This is a genomic window from Roseobacter sp. EG26 (assembly GCF_049830555.1).
Lineage (GTDB): Bacteria > Pseudomonadota > Alphaproteobacteria > Rhodobacterales > Rhodobacteraceae > Roseobacter.
The window spans coordinates 239,320-265,158 of sequence record NZ_JBNBLH010000005.1 but is presented as its reverse complement, the minus strand read 5'-3'; the positions used below and the strand labels follow the sequence as shown (position 1 = coordinate 265,158).

The following is a 25,839-nucleotide window of genomic DNA, read 5'->3' as shown; positions in this document are numbered from 1 at the left end:
GATATCTGTATTGGAAGGCTCTTCCCGCGCGTCTGGTGCGGCATCTATGCGACGCCGATGCCCATTCGGTCCTGCCGCTTTAAACCCGTGTTTCAGGCGGCGAGGGCGTTGATTTGCGCAGTGGCTTTGGCATGCGCGGCATCCGCATCGCTCATCACCCGGTCAGCGGCGACGATCTGGACGTCGGTGATGCCAATGAACCCCATGATGTGACGCAGGTACCCGGAGGCGAAATCGACCTCCGAGCCAATCTCCGTGCCGCCCGTCGCCAATGCGATCACCGCGCGTTTGCCTTCCAGCAGGCCTTTGGGGCCGTTTTCCGTATAGGCGAAGGTCACGCCCGCCCGGGCAATCAGGTCAATCCATGCCTTGAGTGCCGCCGGTACGCCAAAGTTATAGACCGGCGCGCCGATGACCAGAACATCCGCCGCCTGGATTTCTTCAACCAGTGTGTCGGAGAGCGCCAGCGCCTTTTGGTGTTGTGCGTCGCGTTGATCTGCGGGCGTGAAATTGGCGGTAACCCAGGTTTCGTTGATTTGCGGCAACGCCGTTGTAAGGTCACGGTAGAGAACATCTCCGCCCAACCGCTCGACAATCTTCGCTGAAAGATCGCGTGTTGTGGAACCGGTATGGCGGGCTGATGCATCAATGTGCAGGATGGTCTGTGTCATGTCAGAATTTCCTTGAAGAAGGGAAAGAACTTTACGTCGGTTGGTAACAGATGGGCTATTGCATTTATGAACTCAATTGCTGATATTGAACAAAGTTTGTGCGTTTTCGCACATTCCTGAATGAACCATCCCAACACGGACGCGCAAATGGACAACTGGGACGAGATCAAAACCGCCTATCAGGTGGCCCGCCTTGGAACGGTCAGCGGGGCGGCCGAAGTGCTCGGTGTGCACCATGCCACGGTGATCCGCCACATTGATGCGCTTGAAGGACGGTTGGGCGTCAAGCTTTTCCAGCGCCATGCGCGCGGCTACACTGCCACCGAAGCGGGGCAAGATCTGCTGCGGGTCGCCCAGGCCACCGACGATCAATTCAGCCAGTTGGCAGGGCGCATCAAGGGTCTGGGCAACGAGGTTTCCGGCGATCTGGTGATCACGTCGCTGATCAGCCTCGCCCCGCGTATGGTGCCGCTGCTGGCGGATTTCCAAACGCAATATCCGGACGTGGTGGTGCGTTACCTGACCGGCGAGCGCCTTTTTCGGCTGGAATACGGGGAGGCCCATGTGGCCATCCGTGCGGGCAGCGCGCCCGAGCAGCCAGATAATGTGGTGCAGGCGTTTCATCGCCAGCATATGGGGCTTTTCGCGACGCGCGGGTATCTGCAAGCGCATGGCACGCCGAAAACGATCGAGGATTTTGCCCATCACCGCTTTGTCGGACAGGACAGTGATGTGAGCCGCGCGCCTTTCAACCGGTGGCTGCGCGCAAAGATCCCGACGGCCACCCTGACGTTCCGCTCCAACGATTCGCGCGCCTTGGAGGTTGCGGTGAAAACCGGCGCGGGCATCGGGTTCCTGCCGGTGATGGAGGCGCGCGCGACCCCCGATCTGGTGGAGGTCTTTGAGCGGCAGGAGGAATGGTCCGGCCCGCTGTGGCTGGTCACCCATGTGGATTTGCATCGCACGACCAAGGTGCAGGCTTTCCTGAGCTTTCTCAAAGAGCAATCGAAAGACTGGGAAATATGACACCAGGCAGACAGGGGCATGCAGCGATGCTTGCTTTCTCCGCGCTGGTGGCGGGGTCTTTCTCTCTGGGGGCGCTGGCGGCCAATGAGATCGACCCGGTGGTGCTGAACGCGGTGCGCTTCGTTCTGGCTGCTGTGGTGATCGGCGTGGCGGCGCTTGCCACCACCGGGCTGCCCAGAAGTGCGGCACAGGCCCCGTGGCGATACATTATCCTGGGCGGTATTTTCGCCATCTATTTCGTGCTGATGTTCGAAGGGCTGAAAACCGCCCCGCCGGTGAGTGCGGCGGCGGTGTTCACCCTGACCCCGGTGTTGGCTGCGGCCTTTGGCTGGCTGCTCCTGCGTCAGATCACGACGGGGCGTATGGCGCTTGCCCTTGCCATTGGTGCGGTTGGCGCGCTTTGGGTCATTTTCCGCGCCGATCTTGCGGCTTTGCGGGCATTCGAAGTGGGGCGGGGTGAGGCCATCTATTTCGTCGGCTGTATCGCCCATGCGGCCTACACGCCGCTGGTGCGCAAGCTGAACCGCGGTGAGCCGGCCGTTGTCTTCACCTTCGGAACCCTGGTGGCCGGGGCGCTGTTACTTACGGTCTATGCAGCACCCGACATCATCGCGACGGACTGGTCCGCCTTGCCGCCCATCGTCTGGGTCACCCTGATCTACGTGGCGATCTTTGCCTCAGCGGCCACCTTTGTGCTGGTGCAATTTGCCACCCTGCGCCTGCCAAGTGCCAAGGTCATGGCCTATACCTACCTCACACCCAGCTGGGTCATCCTGTGGGAAATAGCGCTGGGCAATCCGGTACCGGGTGCCCTGGTTTTCGGTGGTGTGGCCATCACCATTCTCGCCTTGCTGATGCTTTTGCGGGATGGTGCTGAAATGCAGACGGAACAAAAGCTGCGGGGTACGGGTTGAGCTTCCGAACACCACAAAGGAGACATTCCAATGCGTAGTATTATCTATCTTGTCGGGCTTGTTGTTGTCGTGATGGCCGTGATCAATCTGGCCACCTGACCTCATACAAGGGGTTCAGCCCCCGTTTTCGGGTAGCTCGGTCGCCAGAAACCTTTCAAATGCGTCGAGGTTTACCGGCTCGAACTGCCCGAACCCCTGCATCCAGACCGAAGCCGCCCGAAGCGCGTCCGGCTCCAGTTTGCACCACTTTACGCGACCGCGCTTTTCCTGAGAAATCAATCCCGCTGCTGTCAGCACGCCCAGATGTTTGGAGATCGCCGCAAGCGACATCTCGAACGGTTCGGCCACATCCGTTACTGCCATATCATCTTCCAGCAGCATGGTCAGAATGGCGCGCCGAGTGGGATCGGCAAGGGCGGCAAAGGCCTGATCGAGATCACGTGTCATACCCCGTCATAGCGCCCGTACCGTGGGAGGGAAAGCGCATCACCCGCGCGGGTGATGCATTGACTGCGATGGCAACTCCAGCCGGTGGCGTTCCATTTCCGCCGGGGTGAGGCCGATGTCGCGCGCCATATGATCGTTCAAAGCGCGGATATGGGGGATGTAAGGCCGCGGCTTGAGGCCCTCCAAAATCTGACGCCATAGGCTCTTGCGCGGCAAAACGGGTGCGTTTAAGACACATTTATCTTGTACGCAGCAAGCTGCGTTCAGGGTCTGAGATTGCATGGAAATCACCTGTTTTCTGAGTTACAATCCAGATTTAGTACCGCTAACGCCATTTCACAAAGACAATTGCTTGACATCACCTGTGCAAAAAACGCACGTATTAATGATGTCACGCAAACTCCCTCCATTGAATGCACTGCGTGCGTTTGAGGCGGCCGGGCGTCATGAGAGTTTCACCCGCGCAGCGGAGGAGCTGGGCGTCAGCCACTCCGCGATCAGCCGTCATGTGCGCGGGTTGGAGCACAGGTTGGGCGCGCAGCTTTTTCGCGATTTGCCACGCGGGTTGCAGCTGACACCAGATGGCAAAGCCTATCTGGCGCGGATCATCCCGGCCCTTGATGTGATCAGCGAAGCAACCGAGGAGCTGGAGGAAGCCCCGGCGGGTCAGATCACGGTCAGTAGCGAAACGCTCTTTGCACAGCGGTTCCTGATCCCCCGGCTGCCGGATTTCTACCGGACCTACCCGGAAATCGAGGTTCGGCTGGATGCGTCGCAAAACCTTGCGGACATCGAACGCTATGAGGCCGATATCGCCGTGCGCTTTCTGATCTCCGGCGAAGTTGATGCCCCCTCTGACCTGCTCAGCAACGCGCCGCTTTACCCCTATGCTGCTCCCAGCCTGATCCCCGAGGGCGCGGTCAGCCCCGATGACCTTCTGCAGTTTCGGCTGCTTAAGGATCGCGGTCGCAATGTCTGGCAGCAATGGTGCGAGGCCGCAGGTCTGGGCGCGGACAGGATTGCCGAGCCGCGTTGGCGCATGCGTTCCACCCTTGCGATCGAGGCAGTGATCCACGGCCACGGCGTGTATCTGGGATCGGCTGAATGTGTTGAGATGGAATGCCGCTTGGGGCGCCTGATCCGCTGTTCCGATGTGAGCATCCGGTCGGGCAGTTATCATCTGGTCTATGGCAGCCGGGGGGTGCGTCGCAAAGCGCTGCGTCAGTTCCGCCGCTGGCTGCTGGAGCAGACAGAACCTTTTCGTGAGGCTGGGGTGCTGGCCTAAGTTCAACCAATTGGTTGAATACCGCAAACGCCTTCAGCGGCAGCCCCGCGTCCTGCGACATTCTGTGATTGGCTTGTCCGACAGTATATAAAATCATTTTGAATCAGTAGTTTAACGTAATTTGGCGAACGCCCCGCCGGCGCTTGACTCGCCGCCTCGCGCACAATAGCAAAAGCGCAACCATCCAAAGGGGTGTTTGCGTGTGACGGATCCCGACCAAAAGCAGCGAATGGCGCAGCTTCAGGCCAAGATCGACGCCGCAAAACAGGCGCAGGCGCCAAAGCCCCGGGTGGATGAACACTACTCTCAGGCGCAGCTTGCCTGGCGGATGGTGATTGAACTTGTGGCCGGTCTCGGGATCGGTTTTGGCATCGGATACGGCCTTGACGTTCTGTTTGGAACCTTGCCGATCTTCATGGTGCTGTTTGTCATGCTGGGTCTGGCGGCCGGGGTTAAAACGATGCTCCGCTCCGCACAGGAAATCCAGGAAAAGAAGCTGGCTGAAGAAGCCGAGAAACGAGACGAGGGGGCCTGAAATGGCGGATAAAGCGGAGACCGGCGGTCTGGTATTCCACCCGATGGACCAATTCATCATCAAGCCGCTTTTCGGGGAGGGTGCCATTACCTGGTACACACCCACCAACGCGGCCCTGTGGATGGGTTTTGCGGTGATCGCCGTCATCGTGCTGATGGTTCTGGGCAGCTCCAAACGCGCGATCGTGCCCTCGCGCGGCCAGTCCGTTGCTGAACTGGCTTACGGCTTCATCTATAAGATGGTCGAAGACATCTGCGGCAAGGAAGGGGTCAAATATTTCCCCTATATCATGACGCTGTTCATGTTCATCGTCTGCGCTAATTTCCTCGGTCTGATCCCCACGGCCTTCACCCCAACCTCGCATTTTGCCGTAACAGTTGTGCTGGCGATGGCTGTTTTCCTGACCGTGACCATCCTTGGATTTGTGAAAAACGGCGCGGGTTTCCTGAGCCTTTTCTGGGTCGCGTCGGCGCCACTGGCCTTGCGTCCGATCCTCGCGATCATCGAATTGATTTCGTATTTCGTGCGCCCCGTAAGCCACAGCATTCGTCTGGCAGGCAACGTCATGGCCGGTCACGCGGTGATCAAGGTTTTTGCAGGTTTCGCCGTCATAACGCTGGTCAGCCCGGTTTCGGTTGTGGCGATCACCGCGATGTATGGTCTGGAGGTCCTGGTGTCCTTCATCCAGGCCTATGTCTTCACCATTCTGACGTGCGTTTATCTCAAAGACGCACTTCACCCGCATCACTAATTCGGACGGAAACGCCCGTTCAAATACGCAACTTCCAATCGTAAGGAGAATTCACATGGAAGGCGAACTCGCACACATCGGCGCAGGTCTGGCAGCAATCGGTTCCGGGGCAGCAGCCATCGGGGTTGGCAACGTGGCCGGCAACTATCTGGCAGGCGCGCTGCGCAACCCATCTGCCGCTGCAAGCCAAACGGCAACACTCTTCATCGGCATCGCGTTCGCCGAGGCTCTGGGCATTTTCGCCTTCCTCGTCGCCCTGCTGCTGATGTTCGCCGTCTAAGACTTAAGACGACGACAATCCTTACGGTCGGGCGGCGCTGATGACAGCGCTGCCCGATGTAACGGCCCGCCGCGCAGGAGACCGACATGGCAACCGAAACACATAGCGCTGAAGCAGCCGCCGCACCGGGCATGCCGCAGCTCGATTTTTCGACATGGGGCAATCAGATTTTCTGGTTGGTCATCGCGTTGATCGCGATCTACTTCGTGTTGTCGCGCATGGCTTTGCCGCGCATCGCAGCCGTTCTGGCTGAGCGTCAGGGCACCATTACAAGCGATCTGGCGGCTGCCGAAGACCTCAAGGTCAAAGCGCAGGAAGCCGAAGACGCATATGACAAGGCGCTGGTGGATGCCCGCGCCGAAGCGCACCGTATCGTCGGTGAAGCAAAAGCAGAAATTCAATCCGATCTGGATGCGGCCATCGCAAAAGCCGATGCCGAAATCGCAGCCAAAGCGGCTGAATCGGAGAAAGCCATCGCGGAGATTCGTGCCGGTGCGCTGGACGCTGTGAAAGTAGTGGCCGCAGATACCGCCAAGGAGATCGTGGCGGCCATGGGTGGCAAAGCGGATGCCAAGGCGATCACCTCTGCCGTTGATACCCGGTTGAAAGGATAAAGCCATGAGACATCTCAGACCCCTTTTGACCGTTACATTCGCGGCAGGTGCTGCGAGCCCCGCATGGGCCGCGAAGGGACCTTTCTTCTCGCTCGGCAACACTGATTTCGTGGTGCTGCTGGCGTTTCTTCTGTTCATCGCCGTTCTGTTTTATTTCAAGGTCCCGGGCCTTCTGGGCGGGATGCTGGACAAGCGCGCCGAAGGCATCAAATCCGAGCTTGAAGAAGCGCGTGCCCTGCGTGAAGAGGCCCAGTCGCTGTTGGCAAGCTACGAGCGCAAGCAACGTGAAGTTCAGGAACAGGCCGACCGCATTGTGGAGGCGGCGAAAGAAGAGGCCCGCACCGCGGCAGAGCAGGCCCGGGCAGATCTCGCAACGTCGCTGGAGCGCCGGATGGCCGCAGCCGAAGAGCAAATTGCCAATGCTCAAAGCGCCGCTGTCAAGGAAGTGCGTGATCAATCCGTGACCGTGGCCGTGGCCGTTGCGCGCGAAGTCATTGCCAAGCAGATGACAGCAGCGGCAGGCAACAAGTTGATCGATACCGCGATTTCGGAAGTCGAGACAAAGCTTCACTGAAGGACGGCCTGTCTGGAAATGGGTGAAACCCCGGCTCATCGCCGGGGTTTTCTGCTTTCTGGTCCAACCATTGAAGCGTTGTTGCACGGCCATATGAAATAGGCTGCTGAGAACAGGCGCCGTTTGGTCATGAGCACCCAATGGACCCGCGAGGGAGAAACCACAGATTTATGTTGCCGGGACAGTGACCCGCGCGACAGGCATATCCTGAAACGGCCATCCGCAGTCGATCCGGCCCGCGATCCGGTCGTTCAAGCGTAAACCTTGTTGCAGCAGATAGGCGGGCGATGAACGCCAGAGGCTAGCCTTTGGCAACCTCGTGATCCAGCCGTTGCCGCGCGACCTCCTCGTTGCGCTCGGCGGTGATCTGATCGTTCAGGCAGAGCTCCACATAGCTCAGGTGTTCTTCGACGGCCTCACGCGCGGCTTTCGGGTTGCGCTGTTGCAGACTATCGTTGATCGCGCGATGCTGATCGAGCAGCAACCCCCGGGTCGCGCGTTGCTTGAACATGATCTGCCGGTTGTAAAAAACGCCTTCGCGCAGCAGCTCATACATCGACCGCATCATATGCAGCATCACCACGTTATGGCTCGCCTCGATAATCGCCATGTGGAACTGCGCATCGAGCCGGGCTTCGTCCTGCGGGTTGTGCTTGGTATGGGCGGCTTCCATCTTGTCAAAGACGGTCTGGACCACGCGCAGATCGGTCTCTGAAGCGAGCCGGGCGGCACGTTCGGCGGCCAACCCCTCCATGTCCCGGCGGAACGATAAATAGTCGAAGACGGCTTCCTCATGGCGGGCAAAGAGCTGCACCAGCGCGGGCGAAAACGCCGAGCCGAGCACATCGGCGACAAACACTCCGGCCCCGGCGCGCGTGCTCAGCAACCCCTGATCCTGCAAGGATCCGATGGCATCGCGCAGGCTGGGGCGGGAGACGTTTAGCCGTTCCGCCAGCTCCCGTTCTGCGGGCAGCCGTTCGCCGGGGCGCAGGATGCCCCGCAGGATCAGCTGTTCGATCTGGCGCACGACGGCAGAGGATAGTTTCTCGGATTGTACCGGACGAAAGGGCATCATTTCACCTCATTGGTCAAATTATATGACCACTGCGCAAGGCAGGTAAACTCTTTATTACGCAAGGCGCGGCAGGGCTCCGCCGACGGGGCTATCGTCTCAAGTTTGCCCTGTTGAGACGTCAATATCTTGTGGATAACTCACTTGAGAGCGCAGCTTGTGGGGTGTTGAGGTTGACTTTAACCCCGAGCGCCCGTCACGCTACTGGACCAAAGGAATCATCACGGGCTTCATTTTGCGCTTCTCGAAACTCAGACTGACCGGCTTCAAAAGCTTCGTGGATCCCACCGATCTGATCATCGCGGATGGTTTGACCGGCGTTGTGGGGCCCAACGGTTGCGGCAAGTCGAACCTGCTGGAAGCGCTGCGCTGGGTGATGGGGGAAAATCGTCCTACGGCCATGCGTGGCGGGGGTATGGAAGATGTGATTTTTGCCGGAGCTGCAACGCGCCCGGCCCGCAATTTTGCCGAAGTGTCCCTGCATATCGACAATTCCGAAAGGCTGGCACCTGCCGGTTTCAATGAGGACGATCACCTCGATATCGTGCGCCGGATCACCCGCGATGTGGGCAGTGCCTACAAGGTCGGTACCAAGGACGTGCGGGCGCGGGATGTGCAGATGCTTTTTGCCGATGCCTCCACCGGCGCACATAGCCCTGCACTGGTGCGTCAGGGGCAGATTGCCGAGCTGATCAATGCCAAGCCCAAGAGCCGTCGGCGCATTCTGGAAGAGGCGGCGGGGATCAGCGGGCTTTACCAGCGGCGTCACGAGGCCGAACTGAAGCTGAAAGGCGCGGAAGCCAATCTGACCCGCGTCGATGATGTGATCGAACAATTGGCCAACCAGCTGGGTCAACTGGCCCGTCAGGCCCGTCAGGCCGCGCGTTATCGCGAGATTGGCAACGATCTGCGCCGGAGGGAAGGCATGTTGCTCTACCGGCGCTGGCGTGAAGCGGATGATGCAAGGAGCACCGCAGAGGATCACCTGCGTAGTCAGGTCACGCTTGCAGCGCAGGCCGAAGCCGCCGTCCGGCAGGCCGCAAAATCCAGAGAGACAGCCGAGGCCGCTCTGCCACCGCTGCGCGAGGAAGAGGCAATTGCCGCGGCAGTCTTGCAGCGCCTGACCGTAGAACGCGACACGCTGACCGATCAGGAAACCCGGGCGCAGGCGTTGATCGAAACACTGACCGGGCGGATCGCGCAACTGGGCCACGATATCGACCGCGAAGGTGGGTTGAACCGCGATGCGGGGGAGACCATCGAGCGGCTGGAGTGGGAAGCGCGAGAGCTGGACAAGGCCGCCGAAGGCCATGAAGCGGCGCTGGCGGAAGCTGCAGAGATGGCGCGGGAGGCGGCTGCGGTCTTGCAGACCCGCGAAGGCGAGATGTCCCAGCAGACCGAAGATATGGCACGGTTGTCAGCGCGTCACGGTTCTGCCCAGCGGTTGCTAGAAGACAGCCGGAAGACGCAATCAAAAGCCGAAGCCGAAGCGGCCCGGGCGCGGGAGGCCGTTGCGGTCAGCCAGGCCGCACTCGCCAAGGCAGGTCAGGATTTTGCTCAGGCGCAGGCAGCCGAAGCCGAAGCGGTCGCAACCGCGACCAGTGCGGAGACGGCCCTTGTTGACGCGGATGAGGCCCGCGCAGAGACACAGGCCCGCGAAGCCGAGGCCCGGGCCCAGCGATCAGAGGCCGAAGGTGAGATGAATGCCTTGCGGGCCGAAGCGGGTGCATTGTCCAAGCTGGTGGCGCGCGATACCGCGGAAGGCGGGCAGATCCTGGATCAGTTGCACGTCAAAACCGGCTATGAAAAGGCGCTTGGCGCCGCATTGGCCGATGACCTCCGAGCGCCGGAGGTTGCGGCGGACGGGCCGTCGGGCTGGGCGGTGCTACCGGCCTACGCCCAGCACCAACCGTTGCCCGAAGGGGTCAAGCCATTGTCGCTCTTTGTGGATGTACCGGACGTGCTGTCCCGGCGGATGGGCCAGATCGGGTTGGTTGACCCTGATGACGGCCCGCGGTTGCAGGCCGATCTGCGCCCCGGGCAACGTCTGGTGTCGCCTGAAGGCGATCTGTGGCGGTGGGACGGTTTCCGCGCCTGGGCCGAAGACGCGCCCTCGGCAGCCGCGTTGCGTCTGCAGCAACTGAACCGTCTGGAAGAACTCAAGCAAAACCTGGAGGCGGCAACGCAGCGGGCTGAGGGCGCAAAGGCCGCTCACGATCTTCTGGGCACCCAACTGGCGGAGCTTACCAAGGCCGATGCGATGGCGCGAGAAGCCCGCCGCGCCGCTGACAGGCTGGTGGCTGACGCGGGGCGCCGCCTGAGCCGGGCGGAGGCGGATCGCAACCTCGCGGAGGGCAGGCTGGAATCCCTTGGTCTGGCCGTTACGCGACACGATGAAGAGGCGATGATCGCCCGGACCCGTCTCAGGGAAGCGACACACGCTTTGGAAGATTTAGGCGATCTGACCGAAGCGCGCGAGCGGGTCGAAGCCGTGCGCATGGCAGTGGAGGCAGCGCGGATCACGATGATGTCGCGGCGATCTGGCCATGACGAGTTGCGCCGTGAAGGAGAGGCACGCACCAAGCGGCGTCAGGAAGTTACCAAGGAGGTCAGTGGCTGGCGGCATCGGCTGGAGACGGCAGAGAAACGCACAGCAGAGCTGGTGGAACGCAAGACGGCGGCCGAAAACGAACTGGAAACAGCCAGCGCCGCCCCCGCCGAGATCGCGGCCAAACGGGCGGAGATGAGCGATGCCATTTCCGTGGCAGAAGCGCGCAAGGCGCAAAGTGCAGATGCGCTTTCCTCCGCTGAAGGCACCCTGCGGGAGGCGAGCCTTGCCGAGCGTGAGGCAGAACGGCAGGCGTCCGAGGCGCGGGAGGCGCGCGCGCGCGCAGAGGCCCGCGCTGATGCAGCCCGCGAAGCTGTTGCTGCGGCTGCCGAGCGGATCGCTGACGAAAGCCAACTGACCCCGGCCCAGTTGCTGACCCAATTGGACGCAACACCTGATGAGATGCCCGGTGCGGAGGCGCTGGAGGCGGATGTGAACCGTCTGAAGCGTCAGCGCGACGCCCTTGGCGCCGTCAACCTGCGCGCCGAAGAAGATGCGCGTGAGGTCCAGACCGAACACGATACTCTGACCGGCGAAAAAGCGGACCTTGAGGAAGCCATAAAGACTTTGCGCGGCGGTATTGCCAGCCTCAACCGCGAAGGGCGCGAACGGCTTTTAACCGCTTTCGAACAGGTCAATTCAAACTTCTCGCTGCTGTTCACCCATCTTTTCGGTGGTGGCGAAGCCAACCTGGTGATGGTCGAAAGTGATGACCCGCTGGAGGCCGGTCTGGAGATCATGTGCCAGCCGCCGGGCAAGAAACTCTCGACGCTCAGCCTGCTCAGCGGGGGCGAGCAGACCCTGACTGCGATGGCGCTGATCTTTGCGGTTTTCCTCGCCAATCCCGCGCCGATTTGTGTGCTCGATGAGGTCGACGCGCCGCTGGATGATGCGAATGTCACCCGGTTCTGCGATCTGCTCGACGAGATGTGCCGCCAGACCGAAACGCGGTTTTTGATCATCACCCACCACGCGGTGACGATGGCGCGCATGGACCGGCTGTTTGGCGTCACCATGGCTGAGCAAGGCGTGAGCCAACTGGTATCGGTTGACCTGAAAAAAGCGGAAACGCTGGTGGCCTGAAGCTAGCCTTGGGCGCGGTTTTCGGCTGTAGAAGCGATGGCCGTGCACAGGGGTGACGGAAAGGTCATTGAACACCTCTAGCAGTAGAGGCTGGCTGCAGGCATTGCAGCTGGGTAAAAAAGACCCTGCGCAGCCTCGGCCCGCAGGGTCAAAAAAGGTAGAAAACAAACCTGAATGTATGTTTCAGCCGGAAAACTACATTCCTGCGGGTAAAAATAGGTTAACGCCGAGGGCGTCAGAGCTTTGACAAAAGCGCCGGCGTGGGCCAGGCATCCGCAGGCAACCCCAGTCTTTTTTGTTCGCTCTGAACCGCGGCGCGGGTTTTTGCGCCTAGGATTCCATCAACCTTTCCAACGTCGTATCCACGCGCCTGCAATTTGCGTTGAAGCTCTTTGGTTTGTGCGCCGGTAAGCCCGATGTCGGGGTTGCCAGCGTCATAGACCGGCGCGCCTTGCAGCCTTGTGGCAAAATACGCGGCAGTCATGACATAGGTAAAGCTTTGATTCCATTCGAAATATACGTTGAAATTGGGGTAGGCGAGGAAAGCGGGCCCTTTGTGCCCCTGCGGCAGTATCAGCGCTGCCGGGAGTCTGCTCTGCAGTGACCCATTGCGTGGCTTGACACCCAAAGACGCCCATTCCGACGTGGGTTTCACCACTTTCAATCCGCTTTGAGACCAATCGAACTGTTGCGGGAGCCGCACTTCCTGTATCCATGGCTCGCCTGCCCGCCAGCCGAGGCTTTTCAGCATGGACCCCCCTGACGTCAAAGCATCTGCGGCGGATGTTTTTAACGAAACCTTACCATCGCCGTCCCCATCGACGCCGTTTTCAAGGATGTCACGCGGCAGCATCTGTACCATGCCGATCTCACCCGCCCAGGCACCTGTCGTGGTGTTGGGATCAAAATCACCCTGCTCAAAAAGTTCCAGCGCTGCAAAGACTTGCGGGCGAAAGAGCTCAGGCCTGCGGCAGTCGTGAGCCAGTGTCACCAGCGCATTTGCCGTGTTGAAATCACCCTGGAACCCGCCGTAATCCGTCTCGAATGCCCAAAAAGCAAGAAGGACTCCACGGTCGACGCCGTAGGTCTTTTCGATACGATCAAAGACAGCGTCATATTTTTGTGCATTGCTCTGACCGCGTTTGACCCTGTCAACTGAGATCAACCGTTTGGAAAAATCCAGAAACGGACGTTGGAAAACGCCCTGTGCTCGATCAGCTTTCAGAACTTTGGGGTCTTGCCGAATGTTTGCAAAGAATCTTTGCACATTGCTGGCGTTGTGACCGTTGGCGATGGCTTCGCCTTTCAGGCCGTCGACAAAGCCGGAGAAGGACCCGCCACAAGCCAGTGACAGGCTGGGCAGAACGGCGATGCATAGGGCCATCAGGGGGGTGGTTGGGCGCATTAAAACCTCCAGGGGGCAGGGCTACAAAATGGCAATCAGGGCGCAGAGGGCCAGAAACCCGGCCCATGCCCGCCATAGCATCGCGATACTGGCGTCGATGTCCACCGGGGTCAGGTCGGCGCGGCCCTGCGCATTGACAAAGGGAAACTCTCGCATTTGCCCGTCGTAGGCACGGGGTCCTGCAAGTGCTATTCCAAGCGCGCGTGACATGGCGGCTTCGGGCCATCCGGCGTTGGGCGAGCGGTGCAACCCTGCATCGGCGGCAATGCCCTGCCAGTCGAAACAGCGGGCGGGCAGGGCGATCAATAGGGCGGTCAGCCGAGCAGGGATCAGGTTCAGAAGGTCGTCCAGTCGGGCCGTCGCCCATCCAAATTCTTCGTACCTGTCGTTGCGATATCCGATCATGCTGTCACCGGTGTTGATCAGTTTATAGACGCAGATTCCGGGCAGTCCCGCGATCAGGAACCAGAAAGCGGGTGCGATGACCCCGTCGGAAAGGTTTTCTGCAGCACTTTCGATGGCGGAACGGGCAATCTGCGTTTCCCCCATCTTGGCGGTGTCGCGGCTTACAATCCGGGACACCATGCGACGTCCTTCCTGTACGGACATGCGCAGGCCGTCGCCAACGGCCCGGACGTGTTGAACGAGTGATCGCTGTGCGAGGAGGATCGCGGTCGCGAGAATCTCCACCACTCCGCCAAACGCGCCAAGGAAGGTTCCTGCAGCCCACCCAACTGCAATCAGGAGGAGCGCCGTGATCGTCCCCTTGGCTCGTCTGTTGTCGCCGCTGTTGAGGTGGTTGTCACACCAGCGTATCAATTTTCCCATGAGGACGGCAGGATGCGCGACACGATCCCAGAGCCAGCGCGGCTCCCCGATCAGCGCGTCCAGCAGCAGGGCAAAGATCAAGATCGCGGCGAAACTCATGCGAGCGCGGCCTCGACACGGGGCCAGTGGCGGGCATGGGGCAGTCCAAGGCGCAACCAGCTTGTATTATAGGGAAAACATCTGCTCCAGATCCTATGCTGTGCCAACCTGCGCTGCCAGTGCATTGCGTCACCGACGTCGTAAAGGCGGAACAGGGTCGTACCGCCGATCGGTTTGGCTCCGGCTTTTTGCATCAGGGCATCCAGCCGCGCACTGTCTTTGCAGAGGCGGATGCGGGTTTGATCGGCCCAGGCGTCGTCACCCAGTGCCGTAGCACCGATGTGCTGGGCTGGTCCGGAAACCGCCCAGGGGCCGACCGCCTCGACCAGTCGATCCAGCAGAGCTGGATCGCCAATGGCAAACCCCAGTCTGAGCCCCGCCAGACCCCAGAATTTTCCAAAACTTTTGAGGATCAGCAGGCGCGGCTCGCCAGCCTGTGCAATCAGAGATTCTTCAGGGACGACATCGCAGAAACTTTCGTCAATTACTGTGAGCTCCGGTAGGCGGACCGGTAACGTCTGCGCGCTCCAAATCCGGCCATCGGGATTGTTTGGATGCACAACCACCTGGGCCGTCGCGGGGCCTTCTTCGTGAACTTCCCAGCCAGCCGCGCTGAAAGCTGCGGCGTGTTCGTTGTAGGTGGGTCCGGGAATGCTGACCGTGCTTGCAGGCAGCAGCCCGGGGATCTGGGCAATCAGAGCGGAAGCCCCCGATGCGGCGATGATTCCGGCGCGTTCCGGCACGTTCCAAAAGCTGCGTGCTGCCGCGATCAGACGGGTTTGCGCGGCCCGGTCCGGCAGTGCCGTCCAGGCATCATCCGGCAGCTTCCCGACCGGATATGCATGCGGGTTGATGCCTGTCGAAAGGTCGCACCAATCGATTCGACCTCCCCCATGTTCGAGAATGGCGGCATCGAGCCCGCCACCATGATCACGTTTTTTTTTAGTCAACAATCTGCTCTTTTTGCCTTGATCGTGGCGCAAATCCGCGCCTTTACTTGTCGCTAAAAGCGGAAAGTAGCCGGTTAATCAAGTCTGATTGCAAATGATAAATTTGTCATCGAAAGTTTAATCGTTTGTTAACCTTTGAAGCAGACGACAGTATTACATAGTGAAATAATTCCGGAGCTTCCGGAATGGAGGGCAGATGAAGGTTCTAATTGTCGAGAGCCAGAACGATCTGGCTAGTATTTGGAAAAGACACCTCGAACGGATGGGTATGACCGTCGCGCGCTGCGCCGGTCAGGCGGATGCCATTCGTCATCTCAGCACGCATCACACAGATATCATCATTATGGATCTTGTGCTGGGGGAAGGCTCTGCACTGGCGGTGGCGGATTACGCGAGTTACCGGCAGCCCGAGGCGCAGGTTATTTTTGTTACGAATACATCTTTCTTTTCAGACGGATCAATTTTTTCCCACGCAACCAATGCCTGCGCGTTTGTGCAAAGCGCAACGCCCCCCGAAGATCTCGCTGCCATGGTGGAACACTATGGCGCGCATTCAGAACAGAGTGGGGCGGCCTGATCACCCGCGTCCGTGCGGTGTGTCAAAATTCAGTTCCGGCCCGATCGGGATAATGCGTTGCGGATTGATGCTGTCATGGCTGAAGTGGTAGTGCCGGATGATGTGGTCGAAATTCACGGTCTGCGCCACGCCGGGCATTTGATAGAGTTCACGGGTGTAGGCCCAGAGGTTGGGAAAATCGACTAACCGCTTGCGGTTGCATTTGAAATGCAAGTGGTAGACGGGATCAAATCGCACAAGAGTCGTGAACAGACGCCAATCCGCTTCGGTCAGTGTATCGCCCATCAGGTAGCGGTTGGCAGACAGCTTTTGTTCGAGCCACTCCAGGGTGTCAAAGAGCGGCTCCACGGCTGCGTCATAAGCTTCCTGTGTCGTGGCAAAGCCGCATTTGTAGACGCCGTTGTTGAAGCTGTCGTAGATACGCTCATTGATCGGCGCGATGGCCTCGTGAAGCTCTTCCGGCCAGTAGTTGTCACTGTTTCCTGTCACCGCGTCGAAGGCCGTGTTGAGCATGCGAATGATCTCTGAGCTTTCGTTGGAGACAATGGTCTCGCGGGTCTTGTCCCACAAGATCGGCACCGTGACCCTGCCGGAATATTTTGGGTCCGCTTTTGTATAGATGTCGCGCGCATAGGGCAGTCCGTAGAGCGTATCGCCGGTGGCCCCCTTGTCGTCGGTCTCAAACGTCCAGCCGTTCTGCAACATATCCGGATGGACGGCTGAGACGGAGATGTGATCTTCAAGCTCCTTCAACTGGCGAAAGATCAAAGTGCGATGTGCCCAGGGGCAGGCATAGCTGACATAGAGGTGATATCGACCCGATTCGGCTGCAAACCCACCTTCGCCTGTGGGGCCCTCACTACCATCGGTAGTAATCCAGTTTCTGAAACCCGCTTCAGAGCGTTTGAATTTTCCGCCGGTGGACTTGGTATCATACCAGGTGTCCTGCCACACGCCGTCTACCAGTAAACCCATGTCATTCTCCTTTGTACGTTGGCCAGTCTCTATGTGGCGCTGAGCGCAAGGTAATTTGGCGCCCGTCGGAATAACAGGTTTGTGCGCGCGCAAGGTCTCTGCGCAAGCGCACACGCTATGCGGTATGACATAAAAACTTAACTTGATTTTTAGGGGACCGCGTCATCATCTGGCATAGGGGATGGTAGGAAAGTAACGAATATGGAAGCGATTTTTTCCAAGGAAATTCAAGCTGGTCTGGATCAGGCACGCTTGGAAAGCCTCAAACTGGCGTCGCGGTTGCGTGTCGATGTGGGCGGGCAAATTCATCCGATTTTGCGCATGTGGAAAACCGGGTTCGCGATGGAGCCGGAAACGCCAGCGTTGCGGGGGTTTGTGGACGTCTATGATGGCAGCCTGCACCTGTTTCAGTGCCTCATCGTCACGAGCGACGAGGAGGATGGTGAGCGCTGCTACGAGTTCAAGCGCGCCACAGCCGTCTCAGAAGGACCCGCCGTGGATTTTGAGATCGCGGATGATGCGCCTGTGGGGCTGATCGAAGACGCGCGCTAGGCCCTGCGCCTACTGTAAATCGCCGAATGCGGCCTGAAGCCTGTCGCAGGCTTCCTGGATGCGTGCGCGTGGCGTGGCCAGATTGAACCGCAGGAAGGTTTCACCGCCTGCGCCGAATTCCGGGCCCGAACTGGGCGCAATGCGCGCCTCCTTCAGGACACGTCGGGAAATTTCTTCGTAACTCATGCCGGTTCCGGAAAAATCGACCCAGGCCAGATAGGTGGATTTCAGCGGCAGCGAATGCACGCCGGGGATCGCATCCATCGCCGCATCAAAAAGCCGGCGGTTGCCTTCCAGGTAGGCGACCTGCGCATCGACCCATTCCGCCCCTGCGAGTGAATAGGCAGCGGTGATCATCAGCAGGCTCAACCCGGCGGGTTTGTAATCCAGGGTATTCAGGCGGTGTTGCATCTGACGGCGCAACGCGGTGTTGGAGATGATCATATTGCCAGTGCGTTGCCCGGCGATATTAAAAGTTTTGGAGGCGGAGGTCAGGACAACCATTCGGTCCTGATGCTCGGGTGCGGCGACATGCAGCGGCACAAAGGTGCTGCCGGAATAGACAAGATCGTGATGCACCTCGTCGGTCACAAGCAGAAGATCGTTGCGGGCGGCGAATTCGGCAAGATCGCGCAATTCAGTGACGCTCCAGACCCGCCCTGAGGGGTTTTGCGGTGAACACCAGATCAGCAGCTTTTCCCGCCCCGTCAGGCGGCTCTGCGCATCTGCCAGATCAAGCTGATAGGTGTCCCCGTCGCGAACCAGCGGGCATTCGGTCACTTTGCGGCCGGATTTTTCGATTTTCACGCGGAATTCGTGATAGACGGGGCTGAAGATGACAGCGTGATCGCCCGCATCACTCCAGACATCGAGCGCCAGCGCGATCGCATTGCCCAGCCCCTGCACCGTGAGAATCCATTCAGGATCAATCGTCCAGTTGTGCCGAGTCTGCATCCACCATTGGATCGCTGCGTGATATTCGTCGTTTATCGGCGTATAACCGAAAATGCCGTGATCGGCGGCAGCATGCAGCGCTTGCGTGACACAGGCGGGTGCCGGGTAGTCACTGTCTGCGGTCCACATGGCAAGGCCATCTGTTGGCGAAACGCCGTAGTATTTCTCCATGTAGTCCCATTTGCTCGACTGGGTGCCACGACGGTCGATTACGGTATCAAAACGGGCGTCGTCGTTGTCATCCAGACTCATGAGGGGGCTCCTTTTCGCTGGCCATATAGCTAGCGAGATTCTGGCGGGCTGCAAGTCCCGGATGTTGCAGGCGCTCCGTTCCTGTCATACATGAGGTCCATGAAACGAAACATTCTGTTGCACCCCGATCCCCGGCTCAAAAAGCTCTGTGCGCCGGTGACCGATCTGACCGATGAGTTACGCGCTCTGGCGGATGATATGCTGGAGACGATGTATCATGCACCGGGCGTCGGGCTGGCCGCACCGCAAGTCGGTATTCTGCAGCGTTTGGTGGTGCTGGATTGTGTAAAGGGCGAAAACGAACCCGCCCGGCCGCTGATCATGTTCAACCCCGAGATCGTCTCGTCCTCCGATGAGACCAGTGTCTATGAAGAGGGTTGCCTTTCGATCCCGGAACAATTTGCCGATGTTACCCGCCCGGCCGAAGTGGAAGTGCGCTGGACCGACCGCGACGGGAAGGAACAGACAGAAGTTTTCACAGGTCTTTGGGCTACCTGTGCACAGCACGAGATTGATCACCTGGATGGCAAGCTGTTCATTGACTACCTCAAACCGCTCAAACGCCAGATGATCACCCGCAAGATGGTCAAGTTCAAACGCGAGCTGGCGCGCGCATGACCGTACGGCCTTGTCTGCCCTGGCCTGACAAGCGCCTGCGCACGCCTGCCGCCGAGGTGGCGGAGATCTCCGACGACATCCGGGCGATCTGGACTGACATGATCGACACGATGGACGCTATGCCGGGCGTGGGGCTTGCCGGTCCGCAGATTGGCGTGATGCTGCAACTGGCAGTGGTTGACGCCTCAGACAAGCGTGATCGCCGCATCCGGATGGCGAACCCGACTGTTATTGATGCCTCTGCCATTATGAACGAGCACGAAGAGGCAAGCCCCAACCTGCCGGGCGTTTTTGCAAAAATTTCGCGCTCAAGAGGGGTTGCCGTCCGGTTCATGGATGAGAACGGGCTTTATGTTCGTCGTGATTTTGTCGGGCTGGAAGCGACCAGCGTTCAGCATCAAATCGACCATCTTCAGGGGAAGATGTATTTTGACCGCCTGAGCAAGGTCAAACGCGATATGCTGTTGCGCCGCGCCCGCAAAGCCAAACGCTGACGTCAGGCAGTCAGGGGAACAAAGATGCGCATCATCTTCATGGGAACGCCGGATTTTTCTGTGCCTGTGCTGGACGCCCTGGTCGAGGCCGGGCACGAGGTGGTCTGCGTTTACAGCCAGCCACCACGTCCGGCGGGCCGTGGCAAGAAGGATCGCCTCGGTCCGGTCCACCAGCGCGCTGAGGCTCTGGGCCTGCCGGTGAGGACGCCCACATCGCTCAAATCGGCGCAATCGCAGCAGGAATTCGCGGCGCTGTCGGCAGATGTCGCGGTTGTTGTTGCTTACGGGCTCATTCTGCCGCAGGCCATTCTGGACGCGCCAGACAAGGGTTGTCTGAACATCCACGCCAGCCTGTTGCCGCGCTGGCGGGGGGCCGCGCCCATCCACAGGGCCATTATGGCCGGAGATCGGTCAACCGGTGTCTGTATCATGCAGATGGACGCGGGGTTGGACACAGGCCCGGTTCTGCTGCGTGAAGAGACACAGGTAGCGCTCGATGAGACCACACAATCGCTGCACGACCGTCTGGCGGGCATGGGCGCCGCTTTGATCGTCACGGCCCTGTCGCAGCTGGACCGGCTTGCACCGGTCGCGCAACCTGACAACGGCGTCACCTATGCGGCAAAGATCGACAAGTCCGAAGCGCGGGTCGACTGGTCACGCCCCGCAGCGGAGGTGGACCGCCTGATCCGGGGCCTTTCGCCTTTTCCGGGGGCATGGACGATGAACGCGGATACAAGGATCAAGCTATTGGCCTCGCGCCTGTCAGATGGGGCAGGGACGCCCGGAGAGGTGCTGCAGGACCCGCTGCGCGTGGTTTGCGGCGATGGTGCAGTGGAACTCATACGCTTGCAGCGCGCGGGCAAAGCTGCGCAGGATGCGACGGAGTTTCTGCGCGGTTGGCCGCTGACCGCTGGCAGTATTCTTTGAAGGAGAACGCGCATGTTTCCGACCCTCATCGGCACCGTGGTGATCGCGGGGATCGTTGGTTATCTTTGCGAGAAATCGGGTTTTACCCATAACGGTATCCTGCAGAGCATCATCATCTGCATTGGCGGGGCTTTCCTGTTCTATTTCATCCGGCTGATGTTTGGTTTTGGCTTTTCGAGCCCCGGCATGAATGCGATCGTGTCCTCCATTGGGGCGCTGATCATCGTGCCCTTTCACTGGCGCAGGTAGATTTCACTGCGCCGGTGTGGCGGGCATGTCCTCTTGCGGTTTCGGGGTGCGCACGCAGAGCCGCAACAAGGGCGGTACCGTCAGAAGTGTCAGAAACGCCGACATCGACAGCCCGCCCACAACCACGGCCCCCAATCCGCTGTAAAGCTCCGATCCCTCTCCGGGGAAGATCACCAGGGGCAACATGCCAAACACGCTGGTCAGCGTTGACATGAAAATCGGACGGATGCGGTTGCGCGTGGCTTCCTCAATGGCGTCGATGGGCGCCATGCCTTCGTCGCGCAGGTGAAACAGGGTCTGATGCACAATGAGGATCGCGTTGTTCACAACGATCCCCACCAGAATGATGAACCCCAGCAGGGTCAACATGTCGAGCGGCTGGGTCTGGAACAGGTTCAGCAAGGCCAGCCCACCAACACCCCCAGCTGCGGCAACCGGTACCGAGATCAGAATGACCAGTGGCAGAACAAAGCTCTCGAACAGAATGGCCATCACCAGGAACACGATGACAAGCGCAACCGCAAGGTTGATCTGAATGGCGTCCCAGGTCTGGCTGAGCTGGTCGGCGGTGCCGGACACACTCATGCGGATGCCGTTTGGCAGGCCGCGCTCCTGAAGAACCGATACAACTTCATTCTGCAACAATTCTACGGCGGCTTCGAGAGGCAAGGCATCCGAGGGGCGCACTTCCAACGTGACGGTCCGCAACCGGTCCCGATGCCTGATTTCGGTAGGGCCGGCCGTCACGATCACATCCGCAAGGGCGCTGACCGGCACGATCTGTCCCGAAGGTGTCACCACCGGGTAATTGCCGATGTCCTGCGTGCGCTGGGCAAGTTGTAGCCCGGTATCGCCCTTGAGCATCAGGTTCAGCCGTTCCGCGCCCACGGTGATCTCTGCCACGCGCAGCCCGTCGTTGAAAGCATCCACTGTCAGGGCAAGATCCGAGGCCGTGAGGCCCGCATCTGCCAGCCGCAGCCTGTCGGGCACAAGACGCACCTCTGGTGCCCCCAGTTCAAGACCGGGGATCGGACGGAATTGATGGCCTTCGGCGCGCGGCAGCAGACCCGCGATGGTGCCAGCGGCCTGACCGGCTACCGACAGGATATCGTCTAGGTCCTGGCCGGAGATATTGAGCTCAATGGTGCGCCCCCCGCCGACACCACGCCCGAAGAGGGACGGCTGGGTCATGAAGCCGAAGGTGCCCGGTTCGGCAAAGATTGGCCCGGACAGAACCGGTATGAGGTCCCCCGCACGTGTCCCGTCAACGGCGGCGGCCCCTACGAAACTGTTTCCGGGGGTGGCCACGAAGAAGAAGTTTTCAATTGTCGGCGTGCCGTCGGGCATTGCGATTTCTGGCGCGGCTTCCCAGAGCGGGCGCGCCGTTGCCTCTATCCGCTGCGCGATGGTCTGGGTGGTTTCGAGGTTATATCCGGGTGGGGGGATGATCAGCCCGAAAACAAGGTTGCGATTGCCTTCTGGCAGGTATTCCAAGCGCGGCAGAAACAGGAAGGTTGCGGCGGCTGCGCTGCCGGCAATCGCGGCCACCATCATCAGCCCGATGGCACGATACCGCACGGTCATCCGCACGTAGGACATGACAAGATGATGAAACCCCCGTGCCAGATGATCGAGGCCCCAGACCTTCATCGTGCTGTGGGTGCCTTGCTGTAACAACCGGCTGGCCAGTGCCGGGATCACGGTGACCGCGACGACAAGCGACAACAACACAGAGACCGAAATGGCCACCGCGATATCGCGGAAAAGCTGCCCGGCTTCGAGTTGCATGATCAGGATCGGGATGAAGACCAGCACGGTTGTCAGGGCCGACACAAGAATGGCACCCCAGACCTGTTTGGCGCCGAGGTAGGCCGCTTCGCGACGCGATTTACCCTGTTCCCGCAGCCGGTAGATGTTTTCCAACACCACGATGGCGGCATCGACGATCATGCCCACGGCAAAGGCGATGCCCGCCAGCGAGATTACATTCAGCGTCCGCCCGGTCGCGGCCATGGCCACAAAAGTTGCCACGACGCTGACCGGGATTGCCAGAGATACGACCGCCGTGGCGCGCGGACTTCGCAGGAAGGCCAGCAGGATTGCAGCCGCGAGCATGGCGCCGATCCAGATGTTCTGGGTGACCAGATCAATGGCCCCGTTGATGTAGACGGTTTCGTCATAGGCCTGCCTCATATTGAGGCCGGCATCAGACACCGGGCCGTCATTCAGCTCGGTCAGAACGCGGCGCACGGCTTCCATGGTGGCAATGACATTCGCCCCGGGTTCGCGCACGATGTTGAAGGCAAGCCCGGGCTCCCCCCGGAATCGCAACCTTGCGGTCGGGTCGCGATAGGAGAACCCCACATCGGCCACATCGCCCACGCGCACCCGGCCCGACCCGCTGCCGCCGCGCTCTGAGCGCAAGACAACTTCCTCGATGGCCGCTGCGGTGTTGAGGTTTCCTTCGGCGCGCACCACGTAGCGGCGTTTACCTTCTTCCACATCCCCCGCCGAGAGGGAGATGTTCTCATTGCGAAGGGTCCGGACGACATCGGGCACAGTCATCCCGAACCGCGCCAGTTGACGCGGGTCAACCACGACCTGCAACTCGCGGGTAACCCCGCCGAATACATTCACCGCAGAGACACCCTCGACCCGCTCAAGCCGGTCCTTGATGATGTCCTCAACGAAGTCCCCATAAGTGGGCATCTCGCGCGTATTGCCTTCCTTGGCGCTCAGCAGTACCCAGGCAATGGGGCTGTCATCCGCACCTGACGTGTCGAGCGACGGCTCTCCGGCCTCATCAGGATAGTCGCCCACCCGGTCGAGCCTGTTGGAAACCAGAAGCAGGGATTGGCTCATGTCCGAGCCGATGCCAAATTCCAGCGTCACCTCCGCCTCACCAGAACGGGCGCGCGAGGTCATGATGTCGAGACCTTCAAGACCGCGCAACGCCTCTTCCTGCGGGTTGATGATCTCGCGCTCTATTTCCGAGGGTGCGGCCCCGGGCCAATCTGTCGTGATGACGACGATCGGTTTGCGCACATCCGGTGCCAGTTGAATGGGGATGCGCGTGACCGCGAGGATGCCAAAGAGAACGGCCATGACGACGGCGGCGATAACGGCGACGGGGCGGTCAATCGCAAAACGGATGATGTCCACGATTGCCCCCTAGTTGCCTGCGTTCATCGGGGCAATGGGTTGACCCGGTCGCAGACGTTCGTTGCCGCGCGTGACCACCACATCGCCTGCGTTTAAACCATCCAGAACCTCGAAACGATTGCCCAGGGCCACGCCGATCTGAATGTTGCGAGGCTGTGCCTGACCTTCCTCGGAGACAAAAACCATCCACCCGCCGCGCGCCTGTACCAGCGCATCCTTGGGAACCGAGAGGACTTCGCGCGGGGCGCTGATCGGGATAGATACTGTGATCGACTGGCCAATGGCCACCGTGCGCATCTCCATCAGAGCGGGTGAAGCAAACCGTACCGGCCGGGTCCGGGTCGCGGTGTTTTCCACCGGCAACAGAACGCGCACCGTCAGGGCCAGCTCTTCGCCTGCTTCCGTGACGCCGGTGACCTGCAGGCCCGGTTCCAGCACGCGGATGTATTTGGCCGGGACGCTGGCCTCGATCTCGAAAGCCTGCGTGTCCAGAAGAGACACAACCGATGCACCGGAGCTGATGTACTCACCGGGATTGGTATCCACCTCAAGCACGATGCCCGAGAAAGGCGCTCTGATTTTGGCGCGTTCCAGCTGGTAGCGGGTTTCGGCGGCATTGGCTTTGGCTGTCTGCACCCGGGCTTCGGCTTCGGCCAGCTGGCCGCGCGCTTCAAAGAAATCGCTTTGTGCTTCGTCAAACCTGCTGGTCGAGAAGGACGTTGTTCCCCGCAACCCCTCGATCCGCCCAAGCGCCTTGGTGGATCTGTCCACACGGGATGCGGCGGTGGCGATCCCGGCGCTTGCCTCGGCAAGGCGTGCTTCTGCCTGCCGGGCCAGAATTTCCAGAAGTTCAGTGTCGAGTTCTGCCAGCACGTCGCCTTCTGTAACCGCGTCACCTTCCAGCACGTGGACGACCTCGACGGTTCCGGCGATGCGGCTGGCTATCGTGCCTTCTCTGGCGGTCACCACTTCGGCAAAAAGCGGAACGGTTTCTGCAATGCTCTGCATTTCAACTGTTTCAACACCGACCGAAGCCGCGCGCCCCTGCGCCAGCGCGCCGCTGGTTGCCAGGGCCAAGGCACTTGCCGCGACGAGGCTGATAAACGGCAATGAAACGAAAAATCTGGTCATGCGAAGCCTTTTGAAGTCATCACGTCTAAGCGTTGCATGCAGTTTGCAAACACCCGTGCCGATCACCTAGCACTTAACGAAACGGAATCCCGCTTAAAAGATCACGCTGGGGTAAATTAGTCGCGAGATTTCGCCAGCTTACGCGCTTCGATCTCCTGCGTATAGGCCACCATTGCGTCAACCTCATCGGGGGTCGGCTCCTGCCCGGTGAATCCCAGAATATAGCTGGCATTCAACCGGCTGCGCTCCTGCATGGGTTCATTCAATTGCGCGTCATCGTAGCCGATCTGCATGTAGTAGAGGATGCGCGCACGGGCGATGGCCTCAAGTTCCGGGTAGCCGAAACGCACAAAAAGCGACCGCAGCGCTTCGAGCCGTTCGGTTTCGGAGGCGCGTAGCACGGCACGAACCTCATCAGAGCGGCGCGCCCAGTCACGGATCGCGAAATCGAGCCGCGTGTTGAAAAGATCCGGATTTACAAAACATCGAAAGATATTGCTGACGGCCTCGGTGATCGTTTTGGCGGGGGTTTCCACCTTGGCAATTAGCGCAGCCGTATTTGTTTGCTGCCAGTGATCGAGAAGCGCGTCGAGAAGGTCCTGCCGGGATTTGAAATACCAGTAAAAACTGGAGCGTGACACATTGAGCCGCGCGCCCAGAAGCTGAACTTTCACCCCCTCGACGCCGTGTTCGATCAGCGCCTCGCGGGCGGCATCCAGCCAATCCTGTCGCGTCACCTTGATGTTGCCGACAAGCTCAGGTGCGTCATCAGGCGCGGGGGGGGAGGTCTCAGGAGGGCTCAA

Annotated in this window: 28 protein-coding genes; 16 read left to right on the top strand and 12 right to left on the bottom strand. The window is 59.9% G+C overall.

Annotated elements, in window-relative coordinates; genetic code table 11:
* Window positions 1–92: 92 nt before the first annotated feature.
* Window positions 93–671: an FMN-dependent NADH-azoreductase gene (locus ACOTTU_RS13490; protein WP_425658731.1), complete on the bottom strand. Its 579-nt coding sequence runs from the start codon at window positions 669–671 to the stop codon at window positions 93–95.
* A 147-nt stretch (window positions 672–818) separates the two neighbouring features.
* Here ACOTTU_RS13490 and ACOTTU_RS13485 point away from each other — a divergent pair, with 147 nt between their 5' ends.
* Together ACOTTU_RS13485 and ACOTTU_RS13480 are read left to right on the top strand one after the other, a co-directional pair.
* Entirely contained in the window at window positions 819–1,697 is an 879-nt protein-coding gene (locus ACOTTU_RS13485) for a LysR family transcriptional regulator (RefSeq protein ID WP_298920451.1), read from the top strand.
* Window positions 1,694–2,611, top strand: a complete 918-nt coding sequence (locus ACOTTU_RS13480) for a DMT family transporter (protein ID WP_425658729.1) — start codon at window positions 1,694–1,696, stop codon at window positions 2,609–2,611. Before ACOTTU_RS13485 ends, ACOTTU_RS13480 begins: the two co-directional genes overlap by 4 nt.
* A gap of 114 nt (window positions 2,612–2,725) precedes the next feature.
* Here ACOTTU_RS13480 and ACOTTU_RS13475 read toward each other — a convergent pair whose 3' ends face one another.
* Window positions 2,726–3,058, bottom strand: coding sequence for an ArsR/SmtB family transcription factor (locus tag ACOTTU_RS13475; protein WP_298920454.1), 333 nt, complete (start codon window positions 3,056–3,058; stop codon window positions 2,726–2,728).
* 39 nt (window positions 3,059–3,097) lie between these two features.
* Entirely contained in the window at window positions 3,098–3,340 is a 243-nt protein-coding gene (locus ACOTTU_RS13470) for a hypothetical protein (protein WP_425658727.1), read from the bottom strand.
* 106 nt (window positions 3,341–3,446) lie between these two features.
* On the opposite strand from ACOTTU_RS13470, the gene ACOTTU_RS13465 reads away from it, so the two are divergent.
* The 7 genes from ACOTTU_RS13465 (at window position 3,447) to ACOTTU_RS13435 (ending at window position 7,358) form a co-directional block, all read left to right on the top strand.
* Complete coding sequence (locus tag ACOTTU_RS13465; protein ID WP_425658725.1) at window positions 3,447–4,343, top strand: LysR substrate-binding domain-containing protein; 897 nt, start codon at window positions 3,447–3,449, stop codon at window positions 4,341–4,343.
* 202 nt (window positions 4,344–4,545) lie between these two features.
* On the top strand, window positions 4,546–4,878 hold the full coding sequence (locus tag ACOTTU_RS13460; protein ID WP_298920460.1) for an AtpZ/AtpI family protein: 333 nt from the start codon (window positions 4,546–4,548) through the stop codon (window positions 4,876–4,878).
* A gap of 1 nt (window position 4,879) precedes the next feature.
* The gene (locus ACOTTU_RS13455; protein ID WP_298920463.1) at window positions 4,880–5,629 is read left to right on the top strand and encodes a F0F1 ATP synthase subunit A; all 750 of its coding nucleotides are present in this window, start codon (window positions 4,880–4,882) and stop codon (window positions 5,627–5,629) included.
* A gap of 55 nt (window positions 5,630–5,684) precedes the next feature.
* Window positions 5,685–5,909, top strand: a complete 225-nt coding sequence (locus tag ACOTTU_RS13450; protein ID WP_011567586.1) for a F0F1 ATP synthase subunit C — start codon at window positions 5,685–5,687, stop codon at window positions 5,907–5,909.
* A gap of 86 nt (window positions 5,910–5,995) precedes the next feature.
* A complete protein-coding gene (locus tag ACOTTU_RS13445) occupies window positions 5,996–6,523 on the top strand; it encodes a F0F1 ATP synthase subunit B' (RefSeq protein WP_298920466.1) in 528 nt (175 codons plus the stop codon).
* Window positions 6,524–6,527: 4 nt separating this feature from the next.
* Window positions 6,528–7,097 (top strand): F0F1 ATP synthase subunit B, encoded by a 570-nt coding sequence (locus ACOTTU_RS13440; RefSeq protein ID WP_425658722.1) that lies wholly within the window; start codon window positions 6,528–6,530, stop codon window positions 7,095–7,097.
* 129 nt (window positions 7,098–7,226) lie between these two features.
* Window positions 7,227–7,358 (top strand): hypothetical protein, encoded by a 132-nt coding sequence (locus ACOTTU_RS13435; protein ID WP_425658721.1) that lies wholly within the window; start codon window positions 7,227–7,229, stop codon window positions 7,356–7,358.
* A 40-nt stretch (window positions 7,359–7,398) separates the two neighbouring features.
* Here the strand turns inward: ACOTTU_RS13435 and ACOTTU_RS13430 are convergent, their stop codons facing one another.
* Window positions 7,399–8,169 (bottom strand): FCD domain-containing protein, encoded by a 771-nt coding sequence (locus ACOTTU_RS13430; protein ID WP_425658719.1) that lies wholly within the window; start codon window positions 8,167–8,169, stop codon window positions 7,399–7,401.
* A 235-nt stretch (window positions 8,170–8,404) separates the two neighbouring features.
* Between ACOTTU_RS13430 and smc the strand changes: the two genes are divergently transcribed.
* Window positions 8,405–11,860: a chromosome segregation protein SMC gene (smc, locus tag ACOTTU_RS13425; protein ID WP_425658968.1), complete on the top strand. Its 3,456-nt coding sequence runs from the start codon at window positions 8,405–8,407 to the stop codon at window positions 11,858–11,860.
* A 235-nt stretch (window positions 11,861–12,095) separates the two neighbouring features.
* Here smc and ACOTTU_RS13420 read toward each other — a convergent pair whose 3' ends face one another.
* From ACOTTU_RS13420 to ACOTTU_RS13410, 3 genes are read right to left on the bottom strand one after another with little or no spacing between them, the layout of a single operon-like run.
* Complete coding sequence (locus ACOTTU_RS13420; protein ID WP_425658717.1) at window positions 12,096–13,265, bottom strand: lytic murein transglycosylase; 1,170 nt, start codon at window positions 13,263–13,265, stop codon at window positions 12,096–12,098.
* A gap of 21 nt (window positions 13,266–13,286) precedes the next feature.
* Entirely contained in the window at window positions 13,287–14,192 is a 906-nt protein-coding gene (gene cbiB, locus ACOTTU_RS13415; RefSeq protein ID WP_425658715.1) for an adenosylcobinamide-phosphate synthase CbiB, read from the bottom strand.
* On the bottom strand, window positions 14,189–15,142 hold the full coding sequence (locus ACOTTU_RS13410; RefSeq protein ID WP_425658713.1) for a threonine-phosphate decarboxylase: 954 nt from the start codon (window positions 15,140–15,142) through the stop codon (window positions 14,189–14,191). Before ACOTTU_RS13410 ends, cbiB begins: the two co-directional genes overlap by 4 nt.
* A 196-nt stretch (window positions 15,143–15,338) precedes the next feature.
* Here ACOTTU_RS13410 and ACOTTU_RS13405 point away from each other — a divergent pair, with 196 nt between their 5' ends.
* A complete protein-coding gene (locus ACOTTU_RS13405) occupies window positions 15,339–15,719 on the top strand; it encodes a response regulator (RefSeq protein WP_298920480.1) in 381 nt (126 codons plus the stop codon).
* On the opposite strand, the gene ACOTTU_RS13400 is transcribed toward ACOTTU_RS13405, so the two are convergent.
* Entirely contained in the window at window positions 15,720–16,694 is a 975-nt protein-coding gene (locus tag ACOTTU_RS13400) for a glutathione S-transferase family protein (RefSeq protein WP_425658711.1), read from the bottom strand.
* Window positions 16,695–16,895: 201 nt separating this feature from the next.
* Between ACOTTU_RS13400 and ACOTTU_RS13395 the strand changes: the two genes are divergently transcribed.
* Entirely contained in the window at window positions 16,896–17,246 is a 351-nt protein-coding gene (locus ACOTTU_RS13395; protein WP_425658709.1) for a hypothetical protein, read from the top strand.
* A 9-nt stretch (window positions 17,247–17,255) separates the two neighbouring features.
* Here ACOTTU_RS13395 and ACOTTU_RS13390 read toward each other — a convergent pair whose 3' ends face one another.
* Window positions 17,256–18,452, bottom strand: a complete 1,197-nt coding sequence (locus ACOTTU_RS13390; protein ID WP_425658707.1) for a MalY/PatB family protein — start codon at window positions 18,450–18,452, stop codon at window positions 17,256–17,258.
* 99 nt (window positions 18,453–18,551) lie between these two features.
* On the opposite strand from ACOTTU_RS13390, the gene def (ACOTTU_RS13385) reads away from it, so the two are divergent.
* From def (ACOTTU_RS13385) to ACOTTU_RS13370, 4 genes are read left to right on the top strand one after another with little or no spacing between them, the layout of a single operon-like run.
* Window positions 18,552–19,070, top strand: coding sequence for a peptide deformylase (def, locus tag ACOTTU_RS13385; protein ID WP_425658705.1), 519 nt, complete (start codon window positions 18,552–18,554; stop codon window positions 19,068–19,070).
* Window positions 19,067–19,564: a peptide deformylase gene (gene def / locus ACOTTU_RS13380; RefSeq protein ID WP_425658704.1), complete on the top strand. Its 498-nt coding sequence runs from the start codon at window positions 19,067–19,069 to the stop codon at window positions 19,562–19,564. Before def (ACOTTU_RS13385) ends, def (ACOTTU_RS13380) begins: the two co-directional genes overlap by 4 nt.
* 24 nt (window positions 19,565–19,588) lie before the next feature.
* On the top strand, window positions 19,589–20,494 hold the full coding sequence (gene fmt, locus ACOTTU_RS13375) for a methionyl-tRNA formyltransferase (RefSeq protein WP_425658702.1): 906 nt from the start codon (window positions 19,589–19,591) through the stop codon (window positions 20,492–20,494).
* 12 nt (window positions 20,495–20,506) lie between these two features.
* The gene (locus ACOTTU_RS13370) at window positions 20,507–20,743 is read left to right on the top strand and encodes a hypothetical protein (RefSeq protein ID WP_298920494.1); all 237 of its coding nucleotides are present in this window, start codon (window positions 20,507–20,509) and stop codon (window positions 20,741–20,743) included.
* A gap of 3 nt (window positions 20,744–20,746) precedes the next feature.
* Here the strand turns inward: ACOTTU_RS13370 and ACOTTU_RS13365 are convergent, their stop codons facing one another.
* The 3 genes from ACOTTU_RS13365 to ACOTTU_RS13355 all read right to left on the bottom strand — a co-directional run bounded on the left by ACOTTU_RS13365 (window position 20,747) and on the right by ACOTTU_RS13355 (window position 25,839).
* Window positions 20,747–23,905: an efflux RND transporter permease subunit gene (locus ACOTTU_RS13365; RefSeq protein ID WP_425658701.1), complete on the bottom strand. Its 3,159-nt coding sequence runs from the start codon at window positions 23,903–23,905 to the stop codon at window positions 20,747–20,749.
* Window positions 23,906–23,914: 9 nt separating this feature from the next.
* Window positions 23,915–25,036 (bottom strand): efflux RND transporter periplasmic adaptor subunit, encoded by a 1,122-nt coding sequence (locus tag ACOTTU_RS13360; protein WP_425658699.1) that lies wholly within the window; start codon window positions 25,034–25,036, stop codon window positions 23,915–23,917.
* Window positions 25,037–25,152: 116 nt separating this feature from the next.
* Window positions 25,153–25,839 (bottom strand): TetR/AcrR family transcriptional regulator, encoded by a 687-nt coding sequence (locus ACOTTU_RS13355; protein WP_425658697.1) that lies wholly within the window; start codon window positions 25,837–25,839, stop codon window positions 25,153–25,155.